This is a genomic window from Arsenophonus endosymbiont of Aleurodicus floccissimus (genome assembly GCF_900343025.1).
Lineage (GTDB): Bacteria > Pseudomonadota > Gammaproteobacteria > Enterobacterales > Enterobacteriaceae > Arsenophonus.
In genome coordinates this window covers 97,438-109,471 of record NZ_OUND01000004.1, presented here as the reverse complement: position 1 = coordinate 109,471, position 12,034 = coordinate 97,438, and the positions used below count along the sequence as shown (strand labels likewise).

Annotated in this window: 10 protein-coding genes and 8 pseudogenes; all 18 read right to left on the bottom strand. The window is 46.0% G+C overall.

Annotated features, from left to right (window positions below; all coding sequences use genetic code 11):
* Positions 1 to 80 precede the first annotated feature (80 nt).
* The 18 genes and pseudogenes from ARADI_RS12790 to ARADI_RS12710 all read right to left on the bottom strand — a co-directional run bounded on the left by ARADI_RS12790 (position 81) and on the right by ARADI_RS12710 (position 12,015).
* Positions 81 to 673, bottom strand: a pseudogene (locus ARADI_RS12790) (recombinase family protein).
* 53 nt (positions 674 to 726) lie between these two features.
* A complete protein-coding gene (locus ARADI_RS12785) occupies positions 727 to 1,218 on the bottom strand; it encodes a hypothetical protein (protein WP_182853261.1) in 492 nt (163 codons plus the stop codon).
* Positions 1,145 to 1,741 (bottom strand): annotated as a pseudogene (locus tag ARADI_RS12780) (YmfQ family protein). The gene ARADI_RS12785 and the pseudogene ARADI_RS12780 overlap by 74 nt, the downstream one beginning before the upstream one ends.
* A gap of 50 nt (positions 1,742 to 1,791) precedes the next feature.
* On the bottom strand, positions 1,792 to 2,817 hold the full coding sequence (locus ARADI_RS12775; protein WP_119712281.1) for a baseplate J/gp47 family protein: 1,026 nt from the start codon (positions 2,815 to 2,817) through the stop codon (positions 1,792 to 1,794).
* Positions 2,807 to 3,217: a phage GP46 family protein gene (locus ARADI_RS12770; RefSeq protein ID WP_119712280.1), complete on the bottom strand. Its 411-nt coding sequence runs from the start codon at positions 3,215 to 3,217 to the stop codon at positions 2,807 to 2,809. Before ARADI_RS12770 ends, ARADI_RS12775 begins: the two co-directional genes overlap by 11 nt.
* Positions 3,218 to 3,259: 42 nt before the next feature.
* Positions 3,260 to 3,700 carry a phage baseplate assembly protein domain-containing protein gene (locus tag ARADI_RS12765; protein WP_439647116.1) on the bottom strand — a complete coding sequence of 147 codons (441 nt, stop codon included), beginning with the start codon at positions 3,698 to 3,700 and terminating at the stop codon, positions 3,260 to 3,262.
* Positions 3,701 to 3,795: 95 nt separating this feature from the next.
* Positions 3,796 to 4,872 (bottom strand): annotated as a pseudogene (locus ARADI_RS12760) (phage baseplate assembly protein).
* A gap of 273 nt (positions 4,873 to 5,145) precedes the next feature.
* Positions 5,146 to 5,460: a hypothetical protein gene (locus ARADI_RS18675; protein ID WP_238149455.1), complete on the bottom strand. Its 315-nt coding sequence runs from the start codon at positions 5,458 to 5,460 to the stop codon at positions 5,146 to 5,148.
* Positions 5,457 to 5,693, bottom strand: coding sequence for a hypothetical protein (locus tag ARADI_RS18670; protein ID WP_238149454.1), 237 nt, complete (start codon positions 5,691 to 5,693; stop codon positions 5,457 to 5,459). Before ARADI_RS18670 ends, ARADI_RS18675 begins: the two co-directional genes overlap by 4 nt.
* Positions 5,690 to 5,866 carry a hypothetical protein gene (locus tag ARADI_RS12750; RefSeq protein WP_182853249.1) on the bottom strand — a complete coding sequence of 59 codons (177 nt, stop codon included), beginning with the start codon at positions 5,864 to 5,866 and terminating at the stop codon, positions 5,690 to 5,692. Before ARADI_RS12750 ends, ARADI_RS18670 begins: the two co-directional genes overlap by 4 nt.
* A 58-nt stretch (positions 5,867 to 5,924) precedes the next feature.
* Positions 5,925 to 6,122 carry a hypothetical protein gene (locus ARADI_RS12745; RefSeq protein WP_119712279.1) on the bottom strand — a complete coding sequence of 66 codons (198 nt, stop codon included), beginning with the start codon at positions 6,120 to 6,122 and terminating at the stop codon, positions 5,925 to 5,927.
* A gap of 28 nt (positions 6,123 to 6,150) precedes the next feature.
* Positions 6,151 to 8,038, bottom strand: a pseudogene (locus ARADI_RS12740) (phage tail tape measure protein).
* A 406-nt stretch (positions 8,039 to 8,444) separates the two neighbouring features.
* Positions 8,445 to 8,812: pseudogene (locus ARADI_RS12735) on the bottom strand (phage tail tube protein).
* A pseudogene (locus tag ARADI_RS12730) lies at positions 8,812 to 10,316 on the bottom strand (phage tail sheath subtilisin-like domain-containing protein). The pseudogenes ARADI_RS12735 and ARADI_RS12730 overlap by 1 nt, the downstream one beginning before the upstream one ends.
* A complete protein-coding gene (locus tag ARADI_RS12725; RefSeq protein ID WP_119712278.1) occupies positions 10,313 to 10,585 on the bottom strand; it encodes a DUF2635 domain-containing protein in 273 nt (90 codons plus the stop codon). Before ARADI_RS12725 ends, ARADI_RS12730 begins: the two are co-directional and overlap by 4 nt.
* Positions 10,582 to 11,122 (bottom strand): annotated as a pseudogene (locus ARADI_RS21820) (phage tail terminator protein). The gene ARADI_RS12725 and the pseudogene ARADI_RS21820 overlap by 4 nt, the downstream one beginning before the upstream one ends.
* Positions 11,119 to 11,645: pseudogene (locus ARADI_RS12715) on the bottom strand (hypothetical protein). The pseudogenes ARADI_RS21820 and ARADI_RS12715 overlap by 4 nt, the downstream one beginning before the upstream one ends.
* Positions 11,632 to 12,015 (bottom strand): phage head closure protein, encoded by a 384-nt coding sequence (locus ARADI_RS12710; protein ID WP_119712277.1) that lies wholly within the window; start codon positions 12,013 to 12,015, stop codon positions 11,632 to 11,634. Before ARADI_RS12710 ends, ARADI_RS12715 begins: the two are co-directional and overlap by 14 nt.
* Positions 12,016 to 12,034: the final 19 nt, after the last annotated feature.

The following is a 12,034-nucleotide window of genomic DNA, read 5'->3' as shown; positions in this document are numbered from 1 at the left end:
GGGTGTGGTATATTTGCAGCCGAAGTGGTTGAGAAATGGCGAGCGACTTTTGTTTTCATAACTACAACGGAATTACATTGTTATTTTTCATCAGAGCCACTTTGACTTGTTTCAGAGTTTCGGTTAACTGGAAAATATTTGTACATAGTAGCCAATGAAACACCATACAGTAATGCAAGCTGTTTTCTACTATTGCCGGATCCAAGTAATTTTTTAGCCTGCTCTTGCTGCGCAGAAGATAATGCGTAAGGTCTGCCGCCGATACGTCCTCTACTTCTTGCTGCGGCTAAACTAGCCTGAGTACGCTCGATAATCAATTCCCGCTCCATTTGTGCCAACGCACTCATTACATGAAAGAAAAAACGGCCGGCGGATGAAGAGGTGTCGATAGAATCCGTCAAACTGTGAAAGTGAATCCCTTTATCTTCCAGTTCAAAGATTAAACCGATTAAATGTTTGATGCTGCGGCCTAATCTATCCAGTTTCCAAACAACTAAAGTGTCGCCCGCTTTTAAGCAATTTAAAGTGCGTTTTAATCCTGGTCTCTGGTCTGTTTTTCCACTGATTTTACCCTCAAAAATCTGTTCATAATTTGCGCAAATCAAGGATTTTTGCTATAAATCGGTGTTTTGGTCATTTTTTGACACCCTCATATATAGCCTATTTTTGCCATTTTAACCCCTTTCCTCTCCTCCGTAAGCCCTGTGTTAGCTGATAGATATTTAATTATATTAAACCAAGGTTTTTCAGAAAAAGATTTTTATCTGAAATGTCTGCCCCGTTTTGATTTTTTGCTAATTTTTGATTTAATAAATTAGTGACTGTTTCCGAAAACTTTGGGTCATTGCCAAGCGCTTTTGCAAGCTTGTTTAACGTATTTAAATCGACTGTTGAGCCATCAATTAGCGCTGTTTTAGCATTATTCGCTTCTGTCTCAGATAGTTTCTTTATTGCATGATAAAGCTGGTCATGCTGGCTTTTATCCAGTCGTATACCTGAACGCTCAACCACAGTACAAACTTCTTCCTGGAGTGCATCATAAATATCACTATTTAATTTTGTTGACGGTGTGTCGGTAGTGGGATCCCCGTTAGTAAAACCGTTTTTCCCCTGACCAAATTTATCTTTTTGTGCGGTCTGGGTATCAATCCGATGCATCATTTTCTCCTTTGATGTAGGCAAAAAGTACTTGGGTATAGGAAGGACATTGGCGTTCAATCACGCATTCCACTGCGCTATCGCCCCATGTCCTAATTGACTACATTGCAAGAACTGGTACAGTTAATCCAGCATACATTGGCTTCGGCAGGAATATTCACCCGCCAGCCAGTAGTAACGTCACTTATCCCCCCACACCGGATCCGGCGTACCTATCAAGATGGTGAAACTGTTCTATTGTTGCCGTGGGATAACCCAGGATTTCTAGCTGTTTTTTAAAGAAGGCTTCGTTAATACCACCAACTATATTGACTTTGGCATCAAGCACTTGCTGTCTTTCTTCTAATGTTTGCGCTTTATTGGCAAGACATTTATCCGGCAGTTCGCATAATTTTTCGTAGCGATTAATTAATTCAACCGATTGGGCCGGATTAATTTCAATCATCAGGCTATCGGCGTGTTGATGCGCATGTGCCAGAGAAAGTGCCAGCCCTTTAATCAGCAGATCTTTTTCATCCCATGCCGGGCCAGGCGGTAATAATGTTCGTAACAGTTGCGTATATTCGTCGTCGAGTTGACTCATTACGCTTATTCCTTATATTTTGCCCATGTGACCTCGCCCAATACCGGCACCTATGTATCGGTCAATTCAATATCTGCCGTTAGCGCAATTAGGCGATGCGTGACTTCTCCTGCCGCCAGACTGATGGCTTCCGCGAGTCTTGAAAGAAAAAGTTTGCTGCCAGGCTCTCCTTCTCGCTGTAAGAAGGCTTTGATTTCCACGATAACTGCTGCCCGAATTTCTGGCGTATCGGTTGATAATGCTATCGAAACTGGAACAGTTTTTGCCGTGACCGGAAAGACTGTTAAGCCACTACCTGCAACAGGGGCAAAGGGTACAATATGCTCTTTGACTTTGGTTAAGATTTTCTCTGTGGGTGCCGGATTATCGACATCATCACTCGCCGCCATGACTCCAATTGTGCCGATACCGTTCTTGTGTCGATGTGTCCATGCGCGGTTTATGCCTAAAATTTCTTTAGCCCAGCGAACATAATCACTATCTGCACGACCTTGTGGCGTATCGTACCAGTGCGCCATGATGCGTTGTCGCCAGCTATCCAAATCTTCAATATCGGTTCCTGTCCTGATGTTATCAGCATAACCGGTCGAAGATAAACCAGAAATAGGCGTAGCAAGTCTTAGCGCAATGCCGTCCTCACAATTGCCAGCCTGACCGCTGCTTTTTGCAACGACGGGTACGCGAAATACACCCTTTGCTGATGTTGCTGAGGCCGTTGTGGTGTATATTTGACCATCATCACGGTGTATTGCAGTATCAGCGGGCAGCGATATGGCATTTTGTACCCCCTCCCAGTGAACAAATCCGCTCGCTTTGGTTGCACCTTTGCGGGGACAACGCTTGATATTACCGTGTCGGGTCAACCAGTCTTCATCGGCTAAATCCGGCAAGATATTACGCGCTAAATAATCGATATAGCCGTACAGGGTATGAATAGCGGCGGCTTGTACTCTTGTGTACACTTCGGCATCTAGGTGGCGTAATACGCTATCTTCATTAAATCGTGTGAGCAAATCACCGCGAAGGGTGTCTATCAGTTGTGGCAGGGTCGGGCACGAAAAACCGCTATTTTGCATGGATTACGCTCCACAAATTGTTGATGGTCATCGTTTTTATGTTATGGTCAGGTAACGTCAGGATGACAGTTACAATTAATCTATCGATGCTTGAACGTACTACCTCAATATCAACCCGAAGCGCTACCCCGTCCTCCGTCATCCACTTGAGCGCCTGAGCGATATATTCGTTCGCTCTTTGCGCCGTTTGATGGGTTAAGGTCGCGCGTTTCAGCAGATGCAATCGAGAGACAATCCGGTCATTTTGTACGGTCGGCCAAGTATCGCCCCACCACCCAAACTGCGTATCTGTGTCATCATCCGGTTCAGCGCGTCGCCAGGTGAAAAGCGATATCATCACTGCCCACCTGAGTCGTTCCTGATCGGGTAACGCTGTATTCACTTTTTTATTCATCAGCATATTATTTACATCTGTTGATTGGGCTTGCCTGTTATGCCACCGCTATAACCTTTGTGATCGTAGGTATTGTACTGCGCTCGCATGGTGCTCAATGAGCCGATTTTGTCCTATATTTCTGCCTGTGAAACGATGGATTGTGCCACCGTGATCTTTCCCTGCGTTTCTACTTGTTGTGTGTCCAGCACGATTAAAAGTGTCCGTGGTCGCTTCTATCAATCGTCCACGCTTGAGCATGATGCTGTTGCCTTCGTCCGTGCAGATCGCTACTTCACCGCTTTTTAGCCTTTTTATCCGGTAGCGCCGATCAGCAATACTAATCACTACGCCATGCGAGCGGTCATCACCCAGGAATAGGGCAACCCATTCCGCACCAGCATGCGCTGTTGAGGTAAATCCGTAAGGCTCTAGATATTCCATTCTGTTTTTTGTTTCACTTGCCACTAACGAGATATCCACTTGCTGGTAAGTGAGGGTGCTATTCACCCCTCGTACAACGACCCTTGACCACAGGCGCAACAAGACTCGCTGTAGCATGGCTAAGGCGTTTTTCATTAATAAATCTCCTGCTTAATAAATGGTTATATCGTTTTAGATATCTGTTCCCAATCGTTTTCTGCGGTCAGCGCTTTCAATTCTTTAAGCAGCGGAATATACGCGGCTTCGGGTGTAACACGGAGTTCACAGCGTGTTCCGCCTTCATCATGCGTATAAAAAACTTCGCTAATGACCGGTTCCCGATTGTTAAAGCCTAGCACAGGATCAAAAACAATAACCCTCTGGTTAGGTTTCCACAGACTGCCGCCAACCTTGCACCGTATAAGCGGTTTCCTCGGTTCTGGCTGCCCGTTGCTACGCTTCAAATTGACTCTGAGCGCGACAACTGGCTCCGGTTGCATTTCCGGATTGGCGGATATGTTGCGGACGATAGCGCGTTATCTGGCTATCCCTGACTCTGGCGCGGAGTACTGTCAGCGTGGCTTCCCCGAAATCGTCATCATTACCCGACCGTTGACCTGCTACTTGATATTCAGAAAAGTGTTCACGGATACTTTGCTCGGTATTACAGGTAGGAATATTTTCACCCCAGACCAGCGCGGTGGTGGCTTTGTCATTACCAATCAAACCAATTAACAAATTGCCGTCTTCGTCATCCCAGGCGAGCGCCTGTTGGCTTCCTAGCGCCTTGTTTAATTTTCACGTGTACTTGTTGTTTCGCCGTAATCGGCCTGAAAAGCATATAGCGGCGTTTTTGGGGCTTTTTGGTTAATGAACTTAATACCAAAGGGTTTTGCCAGTTCTGACGGGATTTGATGTAAGGTTTTGCCCGTAAAAAGCGTAGTATTTGCAGCACAGTCGATTAAATCCGCTGTCTTACTACGACCACTGATACCAACATGGATACTTTTAGCGTCATAACGTATCGGTGTGGCTTCAATCCAGCCGGTTAGGACTTTATCCTGACCGATGAGGACTTCGACAAGTTCACCTTTTTTAATTCTGGGCTGTAACGGTACGCTTCCTGACTCCCCAGGCCATTGGCGGGTGATTTCTACATTGAAATCGCGTGAGAGCCGCTCTATTGCCTGCTAAAATTTGTACCCGCGTCCAGCCCCCCATTCGCGCTCGTTGACGCGCAATATCACGTAATTATTCATCTTGGCGGGTATTCTCAAAGGTTTAACTGGCATAAAGCCAGGATGATTAACGGCATTCCGGCTGGTGATATCGGTTTCCCGTGCCGCATTGTCATACCACTTGGCGGCCAGAACCAGTGCGGGTAGCACCGCCTCTGGCGTACGGGTAACCGTTTTTTCAACTTGCGCCAATCGTGTTGCAATATCACGGTTCGCATCGGTTTTCACCTGTTGCAAGGCAAGGAACAGCGCATCGTCAAGCGTTAATGCCTGTTCGTGCTCGATAAACCTGATTCAGGGTTTCTCGCACTGTGACCAATGCTCCCACGTGACCGCCGCCAGTCCTTCTGTGTGGCTGCCTGCCGCATGAGAAACCGCGTGTAATGTGGGATGGGAAATATTGACGTCTATCTGGCGTTTCTCACGTTGATTAACCGGTAACATGGCGGTACGTGGTGGTGGGAGTTGTATTAATCGCCACGTCGCCTCATGGATGGCCGTGTTACGCAAAAAAGCGGCAATACGATTACTGCGCCTATGTTCAGACTGAATACTTGGCCTGTCGCTTTTCCAGACGCCACGCGGCGCTAAATCATGCCCCAGCGTCACACCAGATAGCGTCTTGATTTTTGCTGTGCCAGCAGTGTTGTGGCATCCTGAATAGTACGCCTGCCAGATCGCCACATCCGCTGTATGGCTTCCACAAACCCTTTATCCGATGAGCCAGATTTAAACAGTACAGAAATATCACCGTGTAATAATCTTGATGCGGCGGTAATGCCGCTATCGATAGTATCAAAAGCGTTGGTAACATAGCTGACCATGGATTTAGCCTGATTCAACACCCCATTCTGGCTAAAATCCGTCCCCCTGTCGCGGAAAACAAAATGTCATAAGTAAGATTAGGATTAAGTTTATTGGGAAAAGTTCTGTCAATATAAGGAATTTTTGATAAGTTGACTATCACATCTTCGGTTTTATTATCTTCACGATATTTTATTCTTACAAATTTCATAATTATTACTCCTTGTTGTTTTATTTTGATTATAAATCAATGATTTATAACTTGATGGCTATATAGTCAAAATGATCATCACGCTTCCTGATGGTTTTAAAAGATTTTTTTCTGATAAAATTAGTATCTGAGGGATGCCTAAACTGACAGTTTTACTTATTTCTCCTATAGACTCAAAATTAATTCCTATCGTTTTCGTTGGTTCGTCCGCGTTTCCATTGTCGTAATTATCAACTTCTATTGCTAAAAAACTCATATTCCTTCTCCTTTGTTTTTACTTACTGCTACTGCCTGGAAAATCGGTTATAGCCGACATCGTAACTCAGCCAGGGTAGCGCATTGCCTACGGGGGAGATACGCATACCCGGCGGGGTATTTTCAAAGATCAGCCTGACTTCACCGTCTCGTGGTTCAGTTTTGCTCAGTGAATCCAAGGTGTTTTTTTGGGGCTTACTGAAATTGTCAGTTGCCCTTGTCATCTTTAAGCAAATGACTGTCGCCCATCATTGAACGACCAAACTCGCCCCAATCCCGCGCTGTTCTGATGTTTTGAAACCATTCATTATCACCGAATGCGGCATTGAGACTTTTGTCGACAAGCGGTGCGGCTTCCATCGCAACAGCACCAATAATTCCCGCTTTTCCCAGCATCCCCTTGATGCCAGAGGGGATGTTTTTAGCCAATGTTTTTATTTCACGGGTGACATGCCGAATCGATTTCACCATATCGACAGCCCATTTTGTCGTAACAAAAACCAGAATGCCTGCGAGCACGGTTTCCCAACCGCCGATTGCCTGAATAACGCCATCAATATCTTTCCAGACCGCTTTAATAATCGGGCCGATCGTTTCCCAGTTTTCGACGATAAGTCCACCCCTATTACCATTAACGTGACCAGTTTACCTAGCGTCGACATTTTCATCACACTGTTAAAAATCCTGAAAGCACGGGTAACAACACCTACTGTTGTCGCGGTTTCCAATAGATAAAGGCCCCACTTGGCGAAGGATTTAATCAGTTTTGGATTGGCTTTTGACCAGGTGCGAAATTGCTCAATCAACGGCTGGATTTTCTCTGTCGCTTCAACAATGGAAGGTAGAAAAATACTACCAATACTCACGCTGGCAACATGCATCTGATTTTTAAACAGTTGTATTGCATTTGCGGTAGTGACTGCCCGAGTAGCATATTCCTTCTGCATCGATCCGCCGTACTTTTGTTTATCGGCGACGCGATCCAGGTTAACTTCCAGTAATTTAAGGTTGGTGAGTAGTGGCGCAATGGCTCCAAGGGATGCAGAGCCAAACAAATCATTTAATAATGCGGCCTGATCTTTTTTAGGGACTTTCTCAATGGCTTTCAGCACCATCAACATGGCGCTTTTCGCGTCTTTCTGCATCTGTGCGGCCAGTTTTTTGGGACTTATTTTTAAGGTACGTAACGCAATTTTTGTGATTTTGTCGCTGATTTCCCTTTGGTTAACGCCAGCATAAAGTTTTTTATACCGGTTGCAGCCACATCTGACTCGACACGCCCATACCGGCAATCGTTACGCCAAGTGCCGCAATCTCACCCGAGGCAAAACCCGCCACTTCACCCAGCGGGCCAATACGGGTCACAATTTCAGAGATTTTGGCGGCATTGGCTGGGCCCGTTATTGCCAAGGTAGTTGATTTTATTGGCAAGCGAGACGACATCATTTTGCGTTAACCGGAAGGCGGTCCGCCACTGTGCCATCATCTACCCAGATTGCTCAGCCGTTTGGTCAAAGGCGATACCCATTTTTACGGCGGAGATTGGGTGAAGGACATTAATTCTTCTTTCGCTATCCCTGCCTGACCGCCCGCGGCCACAATCTGACCAATGCCATCTGCGGCCATCGGCAATTCTGTCGACAGCTTAAGAATATCTTCCGACATCTGTTTAAACTGTACAGGCGTATCAAAATCAACCACCTTGCAGATATCAGCCATCGTCGACTCAAAGTCTATTGTCTGCTTGATAGGGCCGGCCATTGCGGTAACAATCCCTGCCCCTAATGCCGCCGCGCCTGTCATTCCTGCGCTAAACTCTTTCTTGAAGGTCTTGATTTCACGCCGCATCCCCTTTAGCGGGGCGGAGAGTTTATCAACGGCAGTGATAATAGCTTTTAACTCAATACTGTTAGCCACCATGCTGCTCCTTGTTAATGTGAACAGCCTCCCGTTTCCAGATCAAAGAACTGGCTTAGCGGATGCTGGCGTAATTCAAGGGGATTTAGTCGCCAGAACCAGGCAACGTTATAGAATCGTCGTCTGAGACTGCCAGGTTCTGGGCACCGGTAAAAAAACCCGCGATGATCATCGAAGCTACAAACACATCATGTAGCGCTAGCTGTTGTGCGGAGGAGCGGGGTATCCCCCGTCAGTTCAGGCAGATAAGACAGAGCTGAACGCGTATCCAACCGCATATCGCCTCGTTCAGAGTAACTAAAAGGAATGCCGTATTTTTCAACCTGATCAAACGTGGGTTCCTGAATTCTCAGGACGGTGACTTTGTTATTGTGTACCTGAATCGGCTTACTCAGTGCTATTGATTTCATTGATAAAATCCTTCGTCTCCGTGAAATTCCATCTCGACCGTGCCTTCGTCAGCATTATGTGAAGATTCTCGCCGGATAGCCACCCGCCTGACAATACATAGACCATACCGTTAGCTAATTCAGCGGTAATGGTCATTTCATCTGCTGTAGTGAGTTTTTTTATCGGGAAACTTCTCTTAACTTTAAATTCTACCTTAATATAAGGCGCACGATGCGTTTCCTTGTAATACACACTGCCATCAATACCCACAAGATCTTCGCGGATAACCGTATTCATCGGCACTTCTACACTGCCATTCAGTGAGAGTTGTTGGCCGTCCACCTTAAAATAGCAGGTGTCACCTATTTTTCTTTTTCCCGTCATCACACCACCTCACCCTGATTATATTGCAGCCTGAATTGATTTGCCAACACAAATACCCGCAGTTGATTGATATAATCCGCAAGAAATACCACATCAATCCGGTTGGGGCCTTTTCCATTGTGTTCAACGATGAGATTTTTACGGAAAGCCTCGAAATTCTCGACAATGCCTTCATCTTCCATCTGGCGATAAACCGCACAGAGTTCACCTTTAATCACGGCGGGCGTAGCAATCGCCTGACCTGCCCAGAATCGTGTACCGTCATCGGCCAGTTTATGCCGTCCGTTGCTGCTGGTTACCGATTTCAATCGTCGCAAAAGGTAAGCGCTGGTATAGAGTCTTTCACTGTCCAGATAGCTGTTATCCGCCACCCCGTAACTGTTTTTCTGGTAGGTCGTCACATCGCGCTGAATGCGTAATACGCCGCCTTCTACATTGGCGGCGGCGATACTGTGTGAAAGCAGGGATTGCTGCTCTGTCAAGGTGAAGCGTTTGCCAGACGGTGCGGGTAATACCCCGCTTAACTCGCCCGTGTGGGTGGGTCTGGCTGGGTCATTACGCAAAAATATCGCGCACCGTGCCAGTCGTGCCGCTACCAGTTCATCAAGCGCAGTTTGTGTCGCTTTCTCATAGCCTGCAATGGTGAGATGCGGATCATTAAAGGTGTCACCAAAAGCGACCAGTTCACCGACCGTCGCTTTTTTTGCGGTATAAACATAACCGTATAACCGTTGATAAGAACTCCAGCGACCGTTCGTGTCGTTCATCTCCGCGCTTATCTTTTGCAAAGAGGCAGCATCAGAGAAAGGCAGCCCAACAAAATCAAATAATAAGTCATCCATTATGCTGATAACGCTATCCATATTGGGGGAGCCAGCACCGCCACTCATGGCAGTAATGGTAATATTAAGACCGTGAGGCGTATTCTCACCGCCTGTCGGCGAATAATAGTTCATCATCAAGGGAATATCGTTGCCGGTTAACCCTTTATGTTTTGCCATCAAGCTGATTTTGTCAGCATCTATCGTCGCGGTGACGGGTAAGTCCTCATTATCGTTAATGGCCTTGCCAAGCGCGGCGGCTAACCGTATTTGCCGGATCCGATTTCTTGACGGCAGCTAAAATACGTTGATTGCCGATATAGAGCGTGACGACACCAGAGTTGGTTGCTGTCCCGCTAATCGTGATGTCGCCTTTTGCTTCAGGCCCATTGTTTCAGGTAGGGCAATGATAAACAGTTAACCGACCGCATCAATCCGGGGATACGCCTGCACCATGCGGCGCAACTGGCTGCCACGACCGGCTAGCTGTTGCATCATTTCTGCTGATCTGCCGAGGGGATGATCATCGGTGAATTCAGGGTGATTTGTGCATGGGGTAATGCATGGCCAATGAGGAGTGCCGGGCCACTGGTTTGTGTCGTATTGGCAGCGCTGTTATCCATTTCTGGATAGAAACTAGGCACTCGCAGATGGGCGTTCACGGTATTAAAGCTAATGGTCATTCTTGAGTCTCCTGTTTAGCTTTTTTTAACTTGTTTCTTGCGGTATCAGCCGTCTCTTGTTCAATCGGGGAATCATCAGATTCAGACACTTCTTCAATATCATCGTCCTGCTTTCTTTTGATCCAAAAAAGTGTTTTTTGAACCTGCAAACCATCTTCGGGAAGATAGTTACCAAAATATTCTTTAGTATCGCGCATATATTGTGGAATAGGCACTTTTCGCGCGCGCTGGGGTTTTATAAAAACAATTTCTGGTTGTATACCCATCATTTTATATTCATCTCCAAATGTGCGTTTATACTGCTTGATTGCTCGTTTAGATCAATAGCAACGCTATGCAAATTGGGTAAATTGTTCAAATCAACATAGTGGCGGGTATCTTCAAGCGTTGATGTCTGTTTCAGTATTAAATTTAAACAGGTAGTGATATTCGGCGCGGTTTGAATCGGCTTCCTCTGCACCGTCATAATGAATTGCACCACAACCAGGCTCTGGCTGGCTGCCAAGTAATGCCCGCTAGATTTCAGACCTGACTTCATTTAATGTGTCGACAGAGGGATATTGTCCCTTTTGATTACGTGCATTATTTAAAATCACCACGACATAAAAACTTTCGGTTAATGATTGCCAATAATCCGTTTGTGACCGTTGTTCACCCACAACATCTTCTCCCGGAATAACGTAAGCAGCCGGCAAAGACAATTTTCCGCAATCAGGTAAATCCTCATATTGAGAAACACTGCCTACTCTATTCTCAAAGCGTGGGTAATAGGTACGTAATGCAGAGATAATAGGACTTAATTTCATTCATGACTCCGACGGCGCTCTGCTCGTAGTGATTTACGAAGTTCTCTTTTGAGTATGTAGGCAGTCCAACTTTTTAATCGCGTTAATTTTACCACCATGTAATTTTGACATTTCTCAATACGCCATCCCCCGCGTTGGTAGTGACGTTTTTGTCGTTTGTGCTGTTTAGACATGCCGCGAGAAGTGCTACGTACCCCGTATAATGCAGAAAAACAGTGTAGAAATCGCCTTCAATTGGTTCACTGCCGACACCACGTTTCTGCTTGGGGGCAATCTTGATCATTAATCCGGGTCGTCGTGATGTCGCTTTCGGAACGTAATAACCAATAGATCGCGCTAATCGTCCGGTTTGCCACCGTGGGGTTTCACCGGGTCTTGAACGGCCACCCCGCTTCATTAGTTGACGACGTGCTGCTTTCAGATGCATTTGACCGACTTTCACAAAAGCACGACGGATCCTTGCGCGATTAAAGACAAATTCTTTGGGTTGATGAAAATCAATATGGAGATTATCCAAAATCATTTCCTCTTTCGGGTTGACTGCGCATTTCCTCATAAGAAAAAGACAGAAACCGCCCCGCACTGTTGATATCAGTAACGCCCCGTATGATATAGACGACACCGTTAATTACCGTTTGATCACTTGAGTAAAGCGATTGTCTGTATCTCACAATAATTTTATGCGTGACGGTTTTGTTGATTTGAAAAGAATGGAGGCGAAGTGTGTCACTCACGGAGATCAATTTTCCCCAGACGGTATGCTCGTATTGATTTGCTGCCTGTATCCCGCTACCGCCTATCGGTTCATCTTGTCGTGTATAAAACAAAACGCGCTTATTTAACTCCCCGGGATATAGGAAACGGGAATACGGTCTGCTATAATGCAGTTTCATAGTCCGGTCAGCCTGTAGT

Coding starts and splice junctions, on each gene's coding strand:
- ARADI_RS12775 (WP_119712281.1), bottom strand. CDS start 2,817: ATGCAAAATAGCGGTTTTTCGTGCCCGACCCTGCCACAACTGATAGAC.
- ARADI_RS12770 (WP_119712280.1), bottom strand. CDS start 3,217: ATGCTGATGAATAAAAAAGTGAATACAGCGTTACCCGATCAGGAACGA.
- ARADI_RS12750 (WP_182853249.1), bottom strand. CDS start 5,866: ATGAAATTTGTAAGAATAAAATATCGTGAAGATAATAAAACCGAAGAT.
- ARADI_RS12745 (WP_119712279.1), bottom strand. CDS start 6,122: ATGAGTTTTTTAGCAATAGAAGTTGATAATTACGACAATGGAAACGCG.
- ARADI_RS12725 (WP_119712278.1), bottom strand. CDS start 10,585: ATGATGGGTATACAACCAGAAATTGTTTTTATAAAACCCCAGCGCGCG.
- ARADI_RS12710 (WP_119712277.1), bottom strand. CDS start 12,015: ATGAAACTGCATTATAGCAGACCGTATTCCCGTTTCCTATATCCCGGG.